Here is a 19,665-nt window from a genome sequence, read left to right as displayed (position 1 = left end):
AGATGAGCAGAGATGAGCAGAGCAACAGTAAAGAAGTGCAGAAGAACAGTAGAGAAGATCAGCAGTCCAATGATTCTGGAGGTTTGGAACTGAAACAGATCGTTTTCATAGGAAGAACCTTCGAAGAATATATGAAGATGTTCAACCTGAAGGTGGACGAGATTAATGGCAAGTCTATTCTGGATTGTCCAGGTGGAGCATGTTCGTTCAGTAGCCAGGTGCGCAAGTTGGGTGCTGATCCCGTGGCCGTGGATATTGCCTACGAATACGAGATCGACGAGCTTGAAGTAAAGGGATTTCAGGACATTGAGCATACGATGAAACAGATGGAACCCGTGCAAGGGATATATGTGTGGGATCAATTTGGATCAATCCAGGGGTTAAAGGAAGAACGAACTCGTGCCATCACAGATTGCATCGCAGATATGAGAATGTTTCCTGACCGTTATGTGGCGTCTGTGCTCCCGGATCTACCCTTTGCCGATGAACAATTCGATCTGACGTTATCCGCCCATTTCCTGTTTACTTATGCGGATCGATTGGATGTTGATTTTCATGTTGCAACCATAATGGAGCTGCTGCGTGTGAGCAAACGAGAGGTTCGCATTTTTCCAACAGTGGATCTGTCTGGCGAACGTTACAAGCACATGGATGAGTTGAAATTAATACTCGAAGAACGTGGGTGTACGGTATCCGAAGAACCAACTTCATATGAGTTTCAACGGAATGCTCATACCATGCTTCAAATTGTTAAACATAATCGAACAAGATAGGAGGTTTTTTGGATGAATAAAGTTCTTATACTTGGGGGTACACGTTTTTTCGGTAAACGTCTGGTGGATCACTTGTTGTGGGAAGGAAAGTCTCAGATCACAGTCGCAACTCGTGGTAAAACGGATGTTGACTTCGGACCCGAAGTAAACCGAATCAAGATGGATCGTGAAGACCCGGAATCTCTGGCAGAGGTTGCGCAGACAGACATGTGGGATGTCGTGTACGACAATATCTGTTATTCCCCAGATGCGGCGAAAGCGGCATGTGAAGCTTTTGCAGGACGCACCAAAAGATACGTTCTTACATCCACACTCTCGGTATACGGTGATCCCCGACCTGGATTTAAGGAAACGGATTTTGACCCGTATACATATCCATTGCAGTATGGGAGTGCGGAGGATTTTTCGTATGGAGAAGGCAAACGGCTTGCGGAGGCTGTATTTTTCCAGGAAGCGGATTTCCCGGTTGTGGCGATGCGCATTCCCATTGTACTCGGGATTGATGATTATACGAGAAGACTTCATTTTCATATTGAACATGTGCAAAAAGGAAAACCGATCGGCATGCCAAATCCGGATGCGGAGATTGGATTTATCAATTCCACAGAAGCGGCAAGATTTCTCGCTTGGCTTGGACATTCGTCCATTACCGGTCCGGTGAATGCAGCTTCCAAGGGTGCGATTACGCTGTCAGCCATGATACATCTGATCGAGACGGTCACGGGCATGCAGTCCCAGATCCTCACGGAAACGGTGAAAGAGGACATGTCACCCTTCGGAATTGAGCAATCATGGACGATGGAGACGACCAAAGCTGAACAAGCGGGATATACGTTCGAAGCTCTGATGGACTGGTTCCCGGGACTCGTTCGTGAGGTCGCTCTTGCATTACAGTCGGAGCGGTAGAATATCGGCTCGGATGGAACTGAAGGAAACGACGAGTCTGAATGAAACAGACGAACCAAACGGCTCGAACGACGGATTATTTCAGCGAATGAACTTCAAACAGGGTGCAACCAGAGCGTAATCTCCGGTGCACCCTGTTTATGTTGTACATTTTTCGAATTTGAACAGGACCTAATCCAGATAAGTTGGACTAATCATTTACACGATAATATTTAGTCAACTCACGCGCTTAACTCTATTTTTGCTTACGTGGAGCAGTAGCTGAAGCCCGTATGCGCAGTTCTGACGGTAGAATGACGGTTTGGGCTTCGGAAGGGGACTTACCCTCAATTCGGTCAATCAGCATCTGTACGCCCTGAAACCCAAATTCATATGCTGGCTGTGCAGCTACAGTCAGGAAAGGATCGAAGGCAGAAGCCAGATCCAGATCGTCGAAACACACAACAGAAATGTCTTCTGGTACACGTAGTCCCCGTTTGCGCAAAAGCCGAATGACCCCAATCGCCAGCATGTTGTTGGCTGCAAAAATGGCTGTTGGTTGATTTGGTTGAGAGAGTAGTCGATCGAGTCCCTCTACATCACTGAAATCCCGGTACCCGGTTCGAAGCACAAGCTCGGGATCAATATCAGCTCCGGCCTCTCGTAAACCCGCTATATAACCTTCCTCCCGCAGTCTGGCGGTAGAAACCTCCGAAGAACCATTGACCAGTGCAATGCGCCGGTGGCCCAATTGCACCAGATATCGGATCAGAGCAATCGCGCCTTCCCGGCTATCTCCAGCAATGATATCTGACGTAATGCCAGGTACGGTGCGGTCTAGAAAGACAAACGGAATGTGACGTTCCTGCAGCTGTTTCAGATGTTGGAGAGAACGATCTCCCGCTGGGGCAAAGAGTACACCATCCACACGAGTAGACAGAATCGCATCTACATAATCCTTTTCCTTTTTGTAATCCTCGTCACTATTGCCGAATAAAAGACGGTACCCACGAAGATGGGCTGCATCTTCAGCACCACGCGCCAGTGTTGTATAAAAAGGGTTGGTAATATCCGTAATAAGCAGGGAGAGCATCTGGGTTCGTTGAAGCACAAGGCTGCGTGCATTGGAGTTCGGGATGTAACCCAGTTCGTCGATCACCTGTTGCACACGTTCACGTGTCGCGGAACTTATACGGCCTGTATGATTAATGACCTTGGAGACCGTCATGGCGGAGACGTTGGCTTTTTTGGCAATATCGTAAATGGTAATCATTAGAATCTAACCTTTCCGCAACTTAGTCTTACCATTCTATAGGATAATGTCAATTGACAGCAAGATAGGCTCGTGCTATGTTAGGGTTACCGATAACCCTAAAGGGTTCTGAACGTCTTTACTACATAAACCATTTCGTTGAATTCGCTCATGCACGTTCCATTTTCTTGAATAGAGGAACTACATACATAGCTAATTAATGAAATGGTTTATTGTTATTTTTTTAAATATGTAAACGCATTCAAACTAAAATAAGGCTCTTGGCAATCTGTGTATGCAGTTCTTGTATACCATTCGGGTATCGGTTGTATTTCCTTCATTATTTCATTCCAATCAATGCATATGAATCAGACAGAAGGTTTCTCAATTCAACCCAAATTCTATGAAACGAATTGAAGGAGGACATTCCAGTATGACACATCAGGATTATCGTTATAAACAGGCTTTCCCCAAGATTGGTATTCGTCCCACGATTGATGGAAGACGCAAAGGCGTTCGGGAGTCACTGGAAGAACAAACGATGCGGATGGCGACATCTGTTGCCGAGTTGCTTGCAGCAGAACTACGTTATCCTGACGGGTCCGCAGTGGAGTGTGTTGTGGCTGAGACCTGTATTGGCGGAGTAGCTGAGGCGGCCGCAGCATCAGAACTATTCAGCCGTTCCAACGTGGGCGTAACGATCACCGTGACACCGTGCTGGTGTTATGGTACGGAAACGATGGATATGTCACCATCCATTCCTACAGCCATCTGGGGTTTTAACGGGACTGAACGTCCGGGTGCAGTCTATCTGGCAGCGGTACTTTCTGCTCATGCACAGAAGGGGATTCCTGCCTTTGGAATCTATGGAGAGGATGTTCAAGACGGCGGGGATACAACAATTCCCGAGGACGTGCGTGAGAAATTGCTCCGGTTCAGCCGCGCGGGTCTTGCAGCCGCGACCTTGAAAGGGCAAGCGTATCTGTCCATTGGATCGGTATCCATGGGGATTGCAGGTTCGATTGTGAACGATTCATTTTTCCAAGAGTATCTGGGCATGAGGAACGAATATGTGGATATGAGCGAATTGACTCGTCGTATCGAAGAAGAAATCTATGACCCCGAGGAGTATAAGCTCGCACTGGCCTGGGTGAAGGAGAATTGTAACGAAGGTCCGGACAACAACGCTGCCCATCTGCAAACGGATCGCAAACGCAAAGAGTACGAATGGGAAACCGTTGTGAAAATGACCCAAATCGTGCGTGACTTGATGGCGGGCAACCCAAGATTGGCAGAGCTTGGTTTTACAGAGGAATCGATGGGTCACCACGCGATTGTATCCGGCTTCCAAGGGCAACGGCAGTGGACGGATCATTCACCTAACGGAGATTTTCTGGAGTCGATATTAAACTCTTCCTTTGACTGGAATGGCAAACGTGCGCCTTATCTGGTTGCAACGGAGAATGACAGCCTGAACGGGGTATCGATGTTATTCGGTTCGTTGCTGACGCATACGGCACAGATCTTTGCTGATGTGCGGACGTATTGGAGTCCGGATTCGGTACAGCGTGTGACGGGGCACCAGTTGGAAGGAAACGCAAAGGACGGCATTCTGCATCTAATCAACTCTGGTTCGGCAGCCTTGGATGGCACTGGACAACAGTCCAGAGATGGTAAGCCTGTACTCAAGCCATTCTGGGAAATTACAGATGAGGAAGTTCAGGACTGCCTGAAAGCAACATCGTGGAGACCGGCATCCGTAGAGTATTTCCGCGGGGGCGGCTATTCAGCGGATTTCCTGACCAAAGGCGGCATGCCTGTAACGATGACACGTCTGAATCTGGTCAAAGGACTGGGACCAGTGCTGCAAATCGCTCAGGGTTACACGGTCGATCTGCCTGAAGATGTACATGATACGCTGGATCAGCGGACAGATCCAACCTGGCCATCCACCTGGTTTGCTCCTGTTCTAACTGGAGCGGGAGCTTTTACTTCCGTATACGAGGTCATGAATCAATGGGGCGCTAACCATGGCTCCATCTCGTATGGACACATCGGTGCTGATCTGATTACGCTTGCTTCCATGCTTCGCATTCCGGTAAATATGCATAATGTACCTGAAACGGAAATTTTCCGTCCGCGTGCATGGGGGTTGTTCGGCACAAGTGAGCCGGAGGGCGCAGACTACCGTGCTTGCAGTGTGTTTGGCCCGTTGTATCGTTAAATAAAGTTCCATTCCTGTCAAACGCCATGTTCCTTGTGAAATGAGGTAACATGGCGTTCTCTTGAAAACTGTGTTCAGAACTCGAATACGGCTTATCGCGTAGAGTTAAGGAGGCTTGAAAGAATGGGCGATCAAGCAACACACGTGCTTGCTGCCGATTACGGCGCTGGGAGTGGACGCGTAGTCCGGGGTTCTTTTGATGGAAGCAGACTCTCGTTACAAGAAGTGCATCGATTCAACAACGAACCCGTGCAACTGGGGGATGGACTGTATTGGGATTTCTTGCGACTTTTTCATGAATTAAAACAAGGCATTGTGAAAGGGACGCAAGGCGTCTCTCCATCGGTCCGTTCTATAGCAGTGGATACGTGGGGAGTGGACTATGGACTGGTGGATGGTGCGGGAAGGTTGTGCTCGAACCCGCGTCACTATCGGGAAGCACGCAACGCACAGTGGATGGAAGAAGTTCTGCACATGGTGAAAGATGAAGAACTGTATGCCATGTCCGGCGTTTTGCCGCAGCAGATCAATACAGTATTTCAACTACTAGGCAGTGTACGAGAGCAGGCCGAAGGTTTGCGTACGGATGTGCGCATGTTATTTATGCCGGATTTATTTCACTATTATCTATCCGGTCAGAAGGCTTGTGAGTATACGATTGCAAGTACTAGCGGGCTGTTGCATGCAGGCGAGGCGCGTTGGAATGAACATCTGATCGGGCGTCTCGGTATACCGGAAACATTATTTCCAAAACTCGTTCAACCGGGTACCGTGCTGGGCGATCTAACAAATGAGTTGTGCGCCGAGTTACGGACTGGACCGATGCAGGTAGTCTCTGTGGGCTCACATGATACGGCATCTGCCTTGGCAGCGATTCCTGCAATGGATTCGGATTTTGCTTTTATCAGCTGTGGTACCTGGTCTCTTATGGGGGTGGAGCGTGATACACCTGTATTGGATAACCGAAGTCGTGCATTAGGATTCACCAATGAAGGGACGGTAAGTGGAAAAGTACGCACCTTGAAAAATCGTTCAGGCTTGTGGTTGCTACAGGAATGCAAACGACAGTGGGAGCGGGAGAATCAACCTTTTACACATGAAGAACTGATTCAATTGGCTACCTTGGCAACGCCGCATCAAAGTTATGTATCGCCGGGAGATGGCGTGTATTTGGCGCCAGGAAATATGTCTGAACGAATACGGCAACAATGCAGTCTCACCGGACAGACTGTGCCTGAAACGACTGGAGCGATTGTGCGCTGCATTCTGGAAAGTCTTGCATTGGAATTCAGACAGACGCTGGATGAATTGCAGTTGATTACAGGTACAAGACCTCGTGTCATTCATATGGTTGGTGGCGGTGTGCACAATCGACTATTATGCCAGTTTACAGCCAATGCAGCCGGTGTCCCGGTAGTGGCAGGCCCGGCAGAGGCGACTTCAGCCGGGAATTGCATGCTGCAATTCCTTGCGCATGGAGAAGTGAGTAGCTTGGCCGAGGTACGGGAGGTCATGGCTGCTTCCTTTTCCCCCGAGACCTATGAGCCTGAGGATACAGAGCTGTGGCAGGAAGCTTATGAAAACTACCAAAGTCTGAATCAAATCAAAAGGTAATGAACAGATTCAATGCAATGAGCATTGACGCAAAATGCTAAAAAGAAAAGTATGAGGAGTGGTGAGCAACATGTCTGAACAGCAAGTAAGGGAAGAGTTGACGAAGTATGCACGTAGAGCAGTTGCCCAAGGGTTGGTGGTAGGACCCGGTGGGAATCTGAGCGCTCGCTCTGGGGGAACAATGTTGTTGTCTCCGAGTGGTTATGCACTTGAGGATCTGGAGCCTGACGAATGGATCGCCATTGATATCGAGACAGGAGAGACTCGTGCGGGATCAACACGTCCATCTTCCGAAGTATTGATGCATCTGTACAGTTATCGTGTGAATCCTGATATCCAAGCCATTGTGCATACGCACCCGGCATACACGATCGCACTTAGTCTCGTTTTCGATGAATTGCCACACTTGTTCCCTGATCAGTCCGCCTTGGTAGGTGATATCGGATTTGTTCCATATGTTCTACCAACGACGAAACTACTTGCCGATGCAGTCTCAGCAAAGGTAGAAGAACATACGGCACTCATTCTCGTCAATCACGGATTGGTTACGACCGGTAAAAACCTCCGCGAAGCCTATTACCGCACTCAGGTGGTGGAAGAAAGTGCGAAAGTATATATGATCGCCAAAGTAGCCGGGGAACCCAAAGTGCTTACTGCCGAAGAATATAAGGAAATTCAATCGCTTGAAAGTGAAGCCTACCGTGTGCAGTTATTGCAACAACTCAAGTCCTGATACCTGATTTGAGTATTAATGATTACATTTGTGATCTTAAAAGATTGCTACGTTAAGGGCAGATTGCATCCTCCAGATAAACGCTGGAATAAAGGATGTGAAATGCTCTTTTTTAATTTTGATTTTGAATTGAAAAGGTGCACAGTATAGCTGAGGGAATAATTCGCACTATTTCGATGAGAATTGTTGAAATTATGATGTCTGCAAGGTATACTAACGTTAATCATCAGTGAGTAACAACTACGAAGAAGATTAAAAAACAATTAAGTATCTAAGAGGGGTGAGATCAGTGGGTCCTGAGCTAAACGAAATGGAGTTGGAATACGAACTGCTAAAGCAGCTTCGAGACGCTAATGCTCCCATCGGGGCCAGTACGTTGGTTCATACTTTGGGCAAAACGTATGGTCTGAGTCAGGCAACCATCGGAAGAAGACTTATGGAGATGGATGTTGAAGGTTTTACAGTTCTGGAAGGTCGAAAGGGAAGAACTTTGACCGAACATGGTCTGGATCGAATGAAGACGTTGGAAAAAGATTTGCAGCAACAAAGCGTGAATTCACAGTTAATTCAGATGCTGAACCATTCCGGGGAAAAGGCTCTGCTAGATGTTCTCGTTGCCAGAAGGGCTCTTGAACGGGAGATCGCTTCCCTCGCAGCACAGCGTGCCTCGAAAGAATACATAGTACTGTTGCAAGCATCGATTGCGAACCAGCATGAATTGCTTTCCAAGAATATTATACCATACGAGGAGGACCGGGAGTTCCACAGATTGCTGGCTTATGCTGCGCAAAACCAAATTCTTCTGCACGCCGTTGAACTGGTATGGGAGACAAGCCGCGATTTTCTGGAAACCGCGTATATTCGCCGGAGAGTAGGAAGCGAATTAGTTGTGGATCATCAGCAGATTCTGGATGCTATTGTAGCGGGCTCTCCGGAGCAGGCTGAAGCGGCAATGGTGAATCATATCAACCAAATGATCGATGATGTCAAACGTTATTTCGCCATGCAAAACCAATAACATTCCTTAGAAACAGACCCGGTGATAAAGGAGTTGAGCTTGTGGACACAATCTACCGTCTAGGCATAGATATCGGAGGTACTTTCACGGATGCGCTGGTGATGGACCATCAGGGCAGGGTGATTGCGGCGCTGAAAACGCCATCGATTGCAGTAGCTCCTGAACAGGCGATTTTTAACGCACTTGATCAGTTAAAGGCGAGTGGCGTGAATATTCATGAGATTGATCTGTTTGTGCATGGAACAACGCTTGGCGTCAACACGTTGATTGAGCGAAATGGCGCAGTTACAGGTCTGCTGGTCACTAAAGGATTCCGTGACATTCTTGAAATCCGCCGGTTGCGACTTGAGGATACAACCAATCTGTATGGTGACAAGACCGATGCACTAGTACCGAGACATCACGTTAAGGAAATCGATGAACGGGTCATTGCGAGTGGGGGCATACTCCAGCCACTGAATGAGGAACAACTGTTGCAAGCGGTGGATGAGCTGGTGGAGGATGGCGTTACCGCTTTGGCGATTAGCTTTTTACATGCTTATGTGAATCCCGCTCATGAGCAGCTTGCGGAAGATCTGATCAGGGAACGTTATCCGCAACTGTTCATCTGCCGAAGCAGCGCCATCTGGCCACAACAGCGTGAGTTCGAACGAACACTCGCAACGGCCATGAACGCTTATGTAGGTGAACGGATGGGGTCTTACTTCCTGCGTCTGCAAAAAGGGATCCAGGCATACGGCCTCAAAGCCAACTTGCTGTCAACCATGTCCAACGGTGGAATTATGACGGCTGCCAGAGCGGCTAATGAGCCGGTACGTACGCTTCTGTCCGGGCCTGCTTCCGGTGTAATCGCCGCGACCCATATTGCTGAACGAGCGGGCATTCATCAGGTCATCACATTTGACATGGGTGGGACAAGTGTTGATGTTGCCCTTATTGACAAAGAACCGAGTTATTCTTCTGAGAACAAGGTTGGAGACTTTCCTGTCATCATTCCCGCTGTTGATGTAACAGCGATTGGGGCTGGTGGTGGTTCAATTGCTTGGCTTGATTCCGTAGGCGTACTCAAGGTTGGACCGCGCAGCGCGGGAGCCAATCCCGGTCCGGCATGTTATCAGCGCGGGGGAGAAGAGCCGACAACCACAGATGCCTATCTACAGCTCGGTATCCTGCATGCTGACCATTTCCTTGGCGGACAAATGCGTCTGTATCCCGAACTTGCAGAGCGTACTCTGGGCAATCTGGGAGAGAAGCTTGGACTGAATGCCGAACAGACTGCACAAGCCATTCTTGATGTGGCAACTGCCAATATGTACGCCCAGTTTTCTCCCCTCATGGCTCGCAAGGGCGTTGATCCCCGCGATTTTACGTTGCTCGCATATGGTGGAGCCGGCCCGATGCATGCTTTTCTGATGGCACGTGAGGTAGGTATCGGCAGAGTGTTGATCCCGCCATCTCCGGGAACATTGTGTGCCATGGGCTGCACGGTTGCCAATCTCCGCAATGATTTCGTTCATACGTTACACAAAAGTACCCAGACTCTGGAGTCTGGTGAATTAAGCTCTCTTTTTGCTGAATTGGAAAACCTGGGACGTAGCTGGGTAGATGAGGAAGCCCGTGGTGGTGTCAAGCTGGACAATATTTATTGCCTGTACAGTGCGGATATGCGATATGAGGGACAGGCCTTTGATCTTGAGGTCACGCTGACATTGGAAGAAATTCAAGATCCCAAGAAGGCAGGGATTAAATTCCATACATCTTACCAAAACGTGTTTGGCATTAGTCAGCCAGAGGCAGAGGTCATGTTTGTAAGTCTCAGAGCAACCATTGTTGGTGTTTTACCTACCCATAACACGGTAGATCCGGCAAATTTGCCATTTGATGAGAGTGTAGCGGAAGAAAGGCTCATCACCTTTGACCATGTACAGCAGATTGCCAAGGTACTGAAAAGGGGACAAATTCCATCGGTGGATGCCCCCATCCCCGGGCCCATTATTGTGGAGGAATATGATACAACGATCTTTATTCCGCCAGGATATAAGGTATACCGGGATGTGCATGGGAACGTGATTGGGGAGGTGGAAGCATGATCGGTGACAAGGTCTTTCTTGAGATTTTTAACAATCGAATTCAAGCTGCCGTGGAAGAAATGGCAAATGTTGTTCTGCGCACAGGATTCACCGCTTTTGTCAAAGAAACTGGCGATTTTGGAACCTACCTCTTAACTCCATCCGGGGAAACGTTCGGATCGCCGCTGGAGACGGGTTACAATCTGTCCCTGGGCATCCCTGCTGCTGCGACCATTAACAGTATAGAAGACTGGAAAGAAGGGGATCTCGTCATATGTAATGATCCTTATTCCACCAAAGGCATGGTCACACACCTTCCAGACATTCATCTCATCAAGCCTTATTTTCACGAAGGGCGAATCATTGCTTACGGCATGTGCTTTGTCCATTCATCCGATGTGGGCGGCAAGGTACCGGGGAGCGTATCTCCCAGCGCCTACGATATTCATATGGAAGGCATTCGAATTGCACCAGTCAAGCTGTATGAAGCTGGTGTTCTCAACGAGCAGATCCTGCGAATGTTTATGGACAACAGCCGAATTCCGGAGCAAAATCTCGGTGATCTCAAAGCGCTTATGGCTGCATTGAATCGGGGAGAGCAACGGCTTGAGGAACTCATTGCACGATATGGCGTGGGAAAAATCCAGCAGGGCATCGAACATTTGCTGGAATATGCCGAGCTGAAGGCACGTGTTATCGTGCAAGATGTCCCGGACGGTTCCTATGACTTCTGGGACTATCTGGAGAAAGGACCAGGAGGATATCCTATTCGGTTGCGTTGCAAGATGACGATTGAAGGTAGTGACATTCATCTGGACTTTAGCGGCACCGATCCTCAGGTTAGGGCTTCATTCAACATTCCTACCCACAACCAACAGGGCCATTACATGCTGGTGCCCGCACTCATTCGTTATTTCCGTACGCTCGATCCGACCATTCCTTGGAATTCGGGCATGATTCGTATGGTGCGAAATTACGCGCCGCCTGCTTCCGTACTAAACCCGGAGCCGATGGCAGCAGTTGGGGCACGTGCTGCGACCTTTATCCGGCTGATGGACGTTATCACGGGAGCACTGGGGAAAGCTCAGGGCAGTATGGTTCCCGCGGCAGGAGCTGGACAAGCCTGCATCGTCATGATGGCGATGACAGATGCATCCGATGGCAAGAAAAAGGTGGGCGTAATTCAGCCGATCTGCGGAGGTTCGGGAGCTAGGCCGATGAAAGACGGCATTGATGGCATGGATTTTGCGGTCGGTCATCTTCGGAATATTCCTGCGGAAACGGTGGAATCCGAGATGCCTGTGTTGATTGAGCATTATGGTCTTCGTGCTGACTCGGCGGGTGCAGGAACCTTCCGTGGCGGAAGCGGAATTGATTTATGTGTCAGAATTCTAACACCGGATACCGTGATGACGGCCAGAAACATGGAGCGTATGGAGTTCCAGCCCTGGGGCAGGCTCGGTGGTGGCGTAGGTTCACATGGAGAAGCGATTCTTAATGCTGGACGTGCAAGTGAGCATCATCTGGGAAGAATTGATGAGCTGCTGCTTCAACCTGGAGAAACGGTTACGTTCCTGTCGCAAGGCGGAGGCGGATATGGTGATCCACTTGAACGTGAACCACGCCTAGTTCTGGAGGATGTAAGAAGTGGGCTGGTATCCCCGGAGAAAGCTCTTGAGTTATATGGTGTTGTGATTGACGGCCTGGAGCTGAACGAGAGCGATACCGAACAAATGCGAGCCAAGCGACCACGGCAGCAGGAGGAATTCGCCTTTGGCAAGGCGCGGGAGCAATTTGAAGACATATGGAGCGATGAGATGCAGGTAACACTGAATCAGGCCTTGCTGAATGCTCCGCTTGCACTAAGAGACTACCTGAAGCGTCAGACCATGGGCGTTGTAGAGGAGAAGTATAAGGATTCCCTATCTGTAGATCCACGGGAGATATCCGACATTATGGAAGGTTTACGCCAGCAAATAGGGTTGCATTGATCAAGTATATGGAAACTATCTAGTTCTGTCTTATCGGTAAAACCAACTACATGGATGGGGGAATTTGCATGTTCAAATCCAACAAAAAACGCTTTCTCAGCCTCGCCTCTCTGACACTGGCCGGTACATTGGTGCTTTCCGCCTGCGGTGGAGCAGGCAGCTCAAGTAATACTGCCGGAGAGAGCGACTCTTCAGGAGCAAGCGGAGACAAAGTTAAGCTGACGATGTTTATCTGGGCTGGCTCCAATCAGGATGTCGTTCCGAAAGAAGTGGTTGCCGAGTATGTGAAAGAACATCCCAACGTTGAAGTCACCTTTGAGGAATCCTCCAATTCGGTAATGTACCCCAAGATGGTTGCAGGCAAGCAGGCTGATGCCAACAATCCGATTGTTAACTTCGGTTACTTCAATGCAGATGCGACGGCAAAAGGATTGAATGATGACATGTGGGAGCCACTGGATACCAGCATTGTGACCAATATTAAGGATATTCCGGAGTCCTTCCACAAGCCAGACAATAAAGGTGTGGTCTGGGGCGTTTCAAGCTTCGCCCTGGTGTATAACAAAGACCTGGTGAAAACGCCGCCTACCAGCTGGAACGATCTATGGGATAACGAGGAGTTCAAAGGGAAAACTGCGCTCTGGGACTATATGTTCTATTCCTATATCTCCCCACTTATTGCTGCCAAAGGTCAAGAGATTGGCGCATCCTATGAAAATCCCGAGCCAGCCTTCCAGTTCTGGGCAGATCGTAGTGACCAGATTGGCACATTGGTTTCATCCAATGATCAGCTGAAGGCACTCCTGGAGTCAGGTGATGCGCTCATTGCCCCATTCAGTGCACAGGTTGCACAGACATGGATTGATGGTGGTTCTCCACTTGCCGTAGCGTATCCGAGTGAAGGTGCCATCTCCTTCCCATACACACTTCAGGTAGTGAAGGGCTCAACACCTGAGCAGGCACGTGTTGCAAATGAAATTATTAACGAGTTGTTGAGCGCGGAGGCGCTGTCACAATATGCAGAAGCAACGGGTACGCCAGTAACCAGTACGACAGCTGCAGTTCCGGACAAGTACAAGGATGATCCTTCATTCTCCGTGGAAACGCAAAGTAATGGTATTAATCCAGACTGGGATGTGCTTGCACAGAACAGCTCTTCCTGGAAAGAACTATGGGACCGTCTCGTGAAAACAAAACTTCAATAAAAGGATTGTTGCCAGGCACACAATAATTCCGGGTTCTGTTATGAACCCGGAATGGATGGGAGGGAATCAGAGATGAGCAGCGGACAAGAGACCATATCCATTGAAACAAGGGAAGTCACGAAGACTTATGGTAAGCGAGCCGCCGTTGATCAAGTAACACTCCAAGTGAAAAAGGGTGAATTCGTTTCCTTGCTTGGTCCGAGTGGCTGTGGCAAAACAACACTGCTGCGCATGCTTGGCGGACTTGAGCAGCCGGATCAGGGCACCATTATGCTGGGAGGTCGGGATGTTACTGGCATCCCGGCTTATGGACGCAATAGCAATATGATTTTTCAGCAGCTTGCGCTGTTCCCTCATATGGATGTATTCAACAACATTGCCTATGGCCTAAAGGTGAAGAAGTTACCAAAAGTCGATATCCAACGGCAGGTAGGTGAAATGCTTGATCTGGTCCAGCTCGGAGACTATGGCAGGCGTGCTGTATCCGAGCTGTCCGGGGGTCAGGCACAACGCGTCGCCATTGCTCGCGCACTGATCAACAGACCCGAAGTGCTACTGCTTGATGAACCTCTCTCTGCATTGGACATGCAGCTGCGTCTCGATATGCAGCGTGAACTGAAACGCATCCAGCGTGAATTCGGCGGAACGTTTATCTTTGTAACGCATGATCAGAGCGAAGCCATGAATATGTCTGACCGAATTGGCGTTATGCGCGATGGAAGGCTGCTGCAATACGCAACCCCTGATGAAATCTATGAAAGACCGACCGATAGTTTCGTGGCCAAGTTTATTGGAGATACCAATCTCTTTGAGACGGAATTACTGGGACATGATGTGAATGGAATTCGGGTGGAATGCTTCGGCAAGCCATTGCTGGTGAAAGTCAGTGATGGCAATGCTGTACCGAAAGCGGGAGCACGACATTCCTTATCAATCCGCAATGAGTATATTCGACTTGGAGAAGATGCAACTCATTGCCTGAACAAGCTGGATGGACACGTGATTGAAGCGGTGTATGGCGGAGCAAATATTCGATACAGTGTGCAGATTGCTGAAGGTTTTCTGGTTCAGGCCAGTGTGCTGCATCAGCGGGGAGCTTCACGTTATAGTCCAGGTGAGCCAATACAAATTGGCTTTGATCCAGAGGACGCGCTCTTGTTATCCGAACCCATTGATGACCGTGTACAGGGGGCAAGAATATGAACCGGATCGCGGAACGGATCGTGAATCTGTATTCCTTTGGAAACCGCACATGGGTAACCCGGTTGCTGCTTCTGTTGCCTGCGCTTGCTCTGATGGGCATCGTGTATCTGGGCGGGTTGCTGATCTTTGGCAGATATAGCTTTGATATGTATGAGAATGGAAAGCTTATTCGGGGCTGGGATTGGGGGGCCTATCGTGCGTTTCTGTCCGACCCTTATTATTGGAAGCTGATTGGCACAACGTTTCGCATTGCCTTCAAGGTTACGCTATGGAGTCTTCTGCTTGCCTATCCGCTGGCCTATTGCATTGCGGGTCTAAAGAAGCCTGGCATGAAGCAATTGTTGCTGCTGCTCACGTTTCTTCCGCTACTGGTCAGTGCCGTTGTGCGTTCTTACGGATGGCAGCTTTTGTTGTCCAAACAGGGCTTCATGAACTGGCTGTTCATCCGTCTGGGGCTAACCGAGGAAGGATTCAGCATGATATACAACGAGACAGGTGTTGTTGTGGCCCTTGTCCATATTTTCCTGCCATTTATGGTCTTTCCGATTCTAAATGTACTGTCCCAAAGTGACGCTTCCTTAAAGGCAGCTGCTCAGGATCTGGGGGCGGGCAGCTGGAGAACATTCCTGACCATTACCCTGCCTTTATCGGCAAGAGGCATTGCAAGCGGGGTGCAGATTGTGTTCACGCTATGTCTCACCGCATTCACCACACCTCAGCTGATCGGCGGGGGAAGAGTCATGACACTTCCGGTATTTATATATCAGCGAACCTTGGACACCAACTGGCCGATGGCTGCGGTTGCCAGCCTGTTTTTACTTGTGTCTTCCATTGTTGTTTCGTTGCTTGTGAATAAAGGAGCAGAAACGTTGATGTTCCGTCGTTCCCGCAAGGGAGGTCAGGCGTATGGTTAAGTCGAACAGGGGCACCAAGCTGTTACTCTACATCTTTGTGGGTGCCGTAGCGATTTATTTGCTGCTGCCACTGCTGATGATTATGTTGACATCTGTAGGCTCAGGTTCAGCCAGCAAATTTCCCCCGGAAGGTCTAACCTTGAAGTGGTATGCCAATCTGAGTGAGCAGACCCAGTTTCTCGATGCATTCAAGAACAGCCTTATTGCTTCTACAGGGGCGGTTCTGCTGGCTTTGATTACAGGTACGCTTGCTGCGTTAGCAATCGTGCAATACCCTTTCCCGGGCTCTGGTATCTTAAGGGCATTTTTTGTATCTCCAATGGTTATGCCAAAAATTACGCTGGGTACTGCATACCTGATTTTATTCTCAAAAATGCATATTGCAGGCGGACTGTTTGCACTTATTTTGGGTGAAGCGGTCATTGTGCTGCCATTTGTGCTCACTATTGTTGGCAGTGCGTTAGCCAATCTGCACCCGGCTCATCGGGAAGCTGCCGCGGACCTTGGTGCTGGGCCGATACGCATTTTTTTCACAATTACGCTGCCACAGCTCCGACTATCCCTGCTTCTGTCAGGGTCAATCGCTTTTGTCTTCACTTTTGATCAGGTCGAGGCTGCACTGTTGTTGCTCCGTCAGGACAGCTACACGTTGCCAATACAGCTATTCCTGTATATGGAGAAATGGCAGGACCCAACGATAGCCGTGGTGTCTGTAGTTCTGATCGCGTTTGCGCTGGCTCTGTTTATGACGATTAAACTAGTGTTGCGCTCTGTACCAGGACTTGAAAGTTTGTTTGGTCGCAGGAAAACAAAAGGAGGACTGGATCAAAATGAATAATTCACAGCATCTATCCCATAGCTCAAGTCTGAACAGGGACCGGGCGGAAGAAGTGATGAAAACTCAGGGGCTAAGCGCCCTGATCGCAACAACTCCAGAGAACATTCAGTATGTCATCGGGTCCCAGCTGCGTGCAAGCAACTGGACCATGCAGATTTATGCGGTTTTACCTGCCGACAGATCTGCTAAGCCTTGTATCGTCATTCCAACGAATCGGTTAGGCGTTGTAGCCCAGTTCGGTATTACGGGGGTAGATATATTTGCCTACAGTGATTTCTTTGTGGAAGGTTCAATTGAAGGCAAACCTTCCACTGACGACATTGATCTCTTTTATTCTCTTCTGCAAACGACGGTTATTCATCCGGGTCCTGTTGAAGCACTCAAGGCTGCATTAAAACAGCTTGAGATCGAAGATCAGCCGATTGGAATCGATGAGATGCGGATCGCTCCCGATATTCTGGCTAGAATCAAGGAGGAGGTTCCTGACAGACCGGTAATTCCCGCATATAAGTTGTTCCGAGAAATCCGTCTGGTCAAGACACCTTTCGAAATCGAGCAACTTCGTCAGGCTGCCCAATTAAATGAACGGATTGAGCAGGAACTAATTGACCTGATTGCAGCAGGTGTTCATGAGAAGCAACTTGCCGATCATTATCGTCTGGCTGTGATGAGAGCGGGTGGAACTCCGGCAATGACAGCGGTAGGGGCAGGGCCACGTAGTGCGCTACCACTCATCGAAAATTATTTTCATATGATTGAGGTTGGAGATCAGGTCCGTTTCGATCTTTGCCTGCAGCTGGAAGGATACTGGGGAGATACGGGCCGCACGGTTGTTGCAGGGGAACCTACCGCTTGGATGAAAAAACATTTTGCTGCGGTCAAAAGTGGATGGGAGACGGCACTTGAAACGCTGCGCCCTGGCGTCAAGGCGTCGGAAGTATTCCATGCGGCAGTATCTCGCGTACAGCGTGAGGGGATTCCGCATTACCGACGTCAGCATGTCGGACATGCCATCGGGTTGGAACTGTACGACGATATAACCCTCTCCCCGGGTGACCAGCGGATACTGGAGTCCGGTATGGTGTTATGTGTTGAGGTACCCTATTACGAGCTAGGTGCTGGTGGGTTCCAAATCGAGGATACAATTGTTGTAACGCCAGATGGTTATGAGTTTCTGACCCATATGGAGCGGAAATTGTTCACTAAATAACGATAGATGGAAGGCTTCGCTGACCGGCGATCAGACCACAGTCGATCCAAGAAGCTTTCTTACTGGGAAAGTTGGAACATCCATGATTCAGCAGGGAACTAAGACGTTTCGTAACATTAGCCTTGCACTGTTCGCCGGAGGTTTTGTCACTTTTGCTTTGCTCTACAGCCTCCAGCCCCTGATGCCTGAGATTAGCAATGCATTCTCAATTACGCCGGCACACGCCAGTCTTACGTTATCCGTTACAACGATCGCCATGGCACTGACGATGCTGTTCATCGGGTCCTTATCTGATTCGGTGGGCCGACGCTTTATAATGACAGCGGCACTGGTGATATCTTCTGTTATTGCTTTGCTCAGCGCATTCAGCCCGGGATATACGGAGCTTCTTCTGCTTCGTATTCTCCAGGGTGTGGCACTCGCGGGGTTGCCAGCGATAGCCATGACATATCTGTCAGAAGAAATTGAACCTAGAAGTCTTGGTTATGCTATGGGCCTATATATCAGCGGCAATTCGATCGGAGGCATGGCCGGCCGTTTCATCAGCGGTGTGGTGACAGATTGGTTCAGTTGGCGCGCTGCTGTGGGGTTCATTGGTATTCTTGGACTGTGTGCAGCCGTTATTTTTTGGCTTGTTATCCCGCCATCCCGTCATTTTGTCAAAGCTGCACCCGGATTCAAAAATCCAATACCTCTTTTGTGGTCGCAATGTCGCAATCCAAGGCTGTTATGCCTGTATGGACTCGGTTTTCTCCTGATGGGGGGATTCGTGACCCTGTTCAACTATATCGGTTTTGAATTAACGGGTGAACCCTATCATCTTAGCCAGTCTATCGTTGGAAGTCTTTTTGTAGTATATCTGATGGGCACAGTCAGCAGTACCTGGATGGGCAGGATGGCAGATCGGTACGGCAGGTCACATGTGCTTGGAATCGCGCTGGGAATTATTCTGGCTGGTGCAGTCTGTACCGTTCATCCAGCGCTTTGGGTCAAAATTATCGGACTCGCCCTGTTTGCCTTCGGTTTCTTTGGCGGTCATTCCATCGCAAGCAGCTGGGTTGGACTTGTGGCCAATCAGCACAAATCTCAAGCCAATGCGTTGTATTTATTTTTCTACTATCTTGGTTCAAGCGTAAGTGGAACAGGAGGTGGACTGCTTTACAGTCATCTTGGGTGGATAGGCATTGTGGGGATGATCGGTGTGTATGTTTTGAGCGGTTTTGTCTTGTGTAATTTGCTTGTTCACAGGTTGAAGGGACGGGCTACATAAATCAACTTTTTCCGACAGCTATTGCATATCCTGAAATACCGAGTATAATACTTGGTAAATAGACGAAAAGGGGATGCAATAAACGATGAAAACACATGCTGAATTGAACTCACTTCTTGTTGACGATTATCTGGATCTCCTGAACATTGCGAAACAGCTAGGTGATGACGAATGGAAAGATGCTATTCTGCAAGCATTGAAGGAAGAAGTCGATGCGAATCATCATCTGGATTCCAAAGAGGTAAGACAGGATCTATGGATTCAATTTGAAGGCATTAATGAACAAATGCATGATCTGTTAATGCAATTGAAGCATGCCGACAGTCCTGAGGAGAAAGAACAGATTATTGAAATGATCTGGGGATTGAAAGTAGACCGTCATGCGATCACACGTAAACTTGAAACCATGAGCCGTGCCAGTGCTGGACATCAGTAAGCTCTAGGTTGATTATACATTGAAAACCCG

Annotated in this window: 16 protein-coding genes; 15 read left to right on the top strand and 1 reads right to left on the bottom strand. The window is 48.9% G+C overall.

Going from position 1 to position 19,665, the window contains the following annotated elements; all coding sequences use genetic code 11:
• Nucleotides 1-2 precede the first annotated feature (2 nt).
• Together NST38_RS17160 and NST38_RS17155 are read left to right on the top strand one after the other, a co-directional pair.
• Entirely contained in the window at nucleotides 3-773 is a 771-nt protein-coding gene (locus tag NST38_RS17160; protein ID WP_083684356.1) for an SAM-dependent methyltransferase, read from the top strand.
• Nucleotides 774-785: 12 nt separating this feature from the next.
• The gene (locus NST38_RS17155; protein ID WP_076250366.1) at nucleotides 786-1,679 is read left to right on the top strand and encodes an NAD-dependent epimerase/dehydratase family protein; all 894 of its coding nucleotides are present in this window, start codon (nucleotides 786-788) and stop codon (nucleotides 1,677-1,679) included.
• A gap of 235 nt (nucleotides 1,680-1,914) precedes the next feature.
• On the opposite strand, the gene NST38_RS17150 is transcribed toward NST38_RS17155, so the two are convergent.
• Nucleotides 1,915-2,931 (bottom strand): LacI family DNA-binding transcriptional regulator, encoded by a 1,017-nt coding sequence (locus NST38_RS17150; RefSeq protein WP_076250368.1) that lies wholly within the window; start codon nucleotides 2,929-2,931, stop codon nucleotides 1,915-1,917.
• A gap of 412 nt (nucleotides 2,932-3,343) precedes the next feature.
• Between NST38_RS17150 and NST38_RS17145 the strand changes: the two genes are divergently transcribed.
• From NST38_RS17145 to NST38_RS17085, 13 genes are all read left to right on the top strand, one after another.
• The gene (locus NST38_RS17145; RefSeq protein WP_076250370.1) at nucleotides 3,344-5,134 is read left to right on the top strand and encodes an L-fucose isomerase; all 1,791 of its coding nucleotides are present in this window, start codon (nucleotides 3,344-3,346) and stop codon (nucleotides 5,132-5,134) included.
• A gap of 123 nt (nucleotides 5,135-5,257) precedes the next feature.
• The gene (locus tag NST38_RS17140) at nucleotides 5,258-6,748 is read left to right on the top strand and encodes a rhamnulokinase (RefSeq protein WP_076250372.1); all 1,491 of its coding nucleotides are present in this window, start codon (nucleotides 5,258-5,260) and stop codon (nucleotides 6,746-6,748) included.
• 70 nt (nucleotides 6,749-6,818) lie between these two features.
• A complete protein-coding gene (locus NST38_RS17135) occupies nucleotides 6,819-7,481 on the top strand; it encodes a class II aldolase/adducin family protein (protein ID WP_076250375.1) in 663 nt (220 codons plus the stop codon).
• Nucleotides 7,482-7,770: 289 nt separating this feature from the next.
• Nucleotides 7,771-8,499, top strand: a complete 729-nt coding sequence (locus NST38_RS17130) for an FCD domain-containing protein (protein ID WP_256719991.1) — start codon at nucleotides 7,771-7,773, stop codon at nucleotides 8,497-8,499.
• A gap of 41 nt (nucleotides 8,500-8,540) precedes the next feature.
• A complete protein-coding gene (locus NST38_RS17125) occupies nucleotides 8,541-10,589 on the top strand; it encodes a hydantoinase/oxoprolinase family protein (protein WP_076250377.1) in 2,049 nt (682 codons plus the stop codon).
• Nucleotides 10,586-12,559: a hydantoinase B/oxoprolinase family protein gene (locus NST38_RS17120; protein ID WP_076250379.1), complete on the top strand. Its 1,974-nt coding sequence runs from the start codon at nucleotides 10,586-10,588 to the stop codon at nucleotides 12,557-12,559. Before NST38_RS17125 ends, NST38_RS17120 begins: the two co-directional genes overlap by 4 nt.
• A gap of 68 nt (nucleotides 12,560-12,627) precedes the next feature.
• Nucleotides 12,628-13,764: an ABC transporter substrate-binding protein gene (locus NST38_RS17115; RefSeq protein ID WP_076250381.1), complete on the top strand. Its 1,137-nt coding sequence runs from the start codon at nucleotides 12,628-12,630 to the stop codon at nucleotides 13,762-13,764.
• A gap of 72 nt (nucleotides 13,765-13,836) precedes the next feature.
• The gene (locus tag NST38_RS17110) at nucleotides 13,837-14,967 is read left to right on the top strand and encodes an ABC transporter ATP-binding protein (RefSeq protein WP_076250384.1); all 1,131 of its coding nucleotides are present in this window, start codon (nucleotides 13,837-13,839) and stop codon (nucleotides 14,965-14,967) included.
• Nucleotides 14,964-15,881, top strand: coding sequence for an ABC transporter permease (locus NST38_RS17105; RefSeq protein ID WP_076250386.1), 918 nt, complete (start codon nucleotides 14,964-14,966; stop codon nucleotides 15,879-15,881). The genes NST38_RS17110 and NST38_RS17105 overlap by 4 nt, the downstream gene beginning before the upstream one ends.
• A complete protein-coding gene (locus tag NST38_RS17100; RefSeq protein WP_076250388.1) occupies nucleotides 15,874-16,719 on the top strand; it encodes an ABC transporter permease in 846 nt (281 codons plus the stop codon). Before NST38_RS17105 ends, NST38_RS17100 begins: the two co-directional genes overlap by 8 nt.
• Complete coding sequence (locus NST38_RS17095) at nucleotides 16,712-17,929, top strand: M24 family metallopeptidase (protein ID WP_076250391.1); 1,218 nt, start codon at nucleotides 16,712-16,714, stop codon at nucleotides 17,927-17,929. Before NST38_RS17100 ends, NST38_RS17095 begins: the two co-directional genes overlap by 8 nt.
• An 82-nt stretch (nucleotides 17,930-18,011) precedes the next feature.
• A complete protein-coding gene (locus NST38_RS17090; RefSeq protein WP_076250393.1) occupies nucleotides 18,012-19,199 on the top strand; it encodes an MFS transporter in 1,188 nt (395 codons plus the stop codon).
• A gap of 85 nt (nucleotides 19,200-19,284) precedes the next feature.
• The gene (locus NST38_RS17085) at nucleotides 19,285-19,635 is read left to right on the top strand and encodes a hypothetical protein (protein ID WP_036613800.1); all 351 of its coding nucleotides are present in this window, start codon (nucleotides 19,285-19,287) and stop codon (nucleotides 19,633-19,635) included.
• Nucleotides 19,636-19,665: the final 30 nt, after the last annotated feature.

This window comes from Paenibacillus sp. FSL H8-0104, assembly GCF_038050215.1.
Classification (GTDB): domain Bacteria; phylum Bacillota; class Bacilli; order Paenibacillales; family Paenibacillaceae; genus Paenibacillus; species Paenibacillus amylolyticus.
This window is presented reverse-complemented; position numbering and strand designations above follow the sequence as displayed.

What these genes read in the sequence shown, in the direction of transcription:
- NST38_RS17160 (WP_083684356.1), top strand. Translation starts at nt 3, where the DNA reads ATGAGCAGAGATGAGCAGAGCAACAGTAAAGAAGTGCAGAAGAACAGT.
- NST38_RS17155 (WP_076250366.1), top strand. Translation starts at nt 786, where the DNA reads ATGAATAAAGTTCTTATACTTGGGGGTACACGTTTTTTCGGTAAACGT.
- NST38_RS17150 (WP_076250368.1), bottom strand. Translation starts at nt 2,931, where the DNA reads ATGATTACCATTTACGATATTGCCAAAAAAGCCAACGTCTCCGCCATG.
- NST38_RS17145 (WP_076250370.1), top strand. Translation starts at nt 3,344, where the DNA reads ATGACACATCAGGATTATCGTTATAAACAGGCTTTCCCCAAGATTGGT.
- NST38_RS17140 (WP_076250372.1), top strand. Translation starts at nt 5,258, where the DNA reads ATGGGCGATCAAGCAACACACGTGCTTGCTGCCGATTACGGCGCTGGG.
- NST38_RS17135 (WP_076250375.1), top strand. Translation starts at nt 6,819, where the DNA reads ATGTCTGAACAGCAAGTAAGGGAAGAGTTGACGAAGTATGCACGTAGA.
- NST38_RS17120 (WP_076250379.1), top strand. Translation starts at nt 10,586, where the DNA reads ATGATCGGTGACAAGGTCTTTCTTGAGATTTTTAACAATCGAATTCAA.
- NST38_RS17115 (WP_076250381.1), top strand. Translation starts at nt 12,628, where the DNA reads ATGTTCAAATCCAACAAAAAACGCTTTCTCAGCCTCGCCTCTCTGACA.
- NST38_RS17110 (WP_076250384.1), top strand. Translation starts at nt 13,837, where the DNA reads ATGAGCAGCGGACAAGAGACCATATCCATTGAAACAAGGGAAGTCACG.
- NST38_RS17105 (WP_076250386.1), top strand. Translation starts at nt 14,964, where the DNA reads ATGAACCGGATCGCGGAACGGATCGTGAATCTGTATTCCTTTGGAAAC.
- NST38_RS17100 (WP_076250388.1), top strand. Translation starts at nt 15,874, where the DNA reads ATGGTTAAGTCGAACAGGGGCACCAAGCTGTTACTCTACATCTTTGTG.
- NST38_RS17095 (WP_076250391.1), top strand. Translation starts at nt 16,712, where the DNA reads ATGAATAATTCACAGCATCTATCCCATAGCTCAAGTCTGAACAGGGAC.
- NST38_RS17090 (WP_076250393.1), top strand. Translation starts at nt 18,012, where the DNA reads ATGATTCAGCAGGGAACTAAGACGTTTCGTAACATTAGCCTTGCACTG.
- NST38_RS17085 (WP_036613800.1), top strand. Translation starts at nt 19,285, where the DNA reads ATGAAAACACATGCTGAATTGAACTCACTTCTTGTTGACGATTATCTG.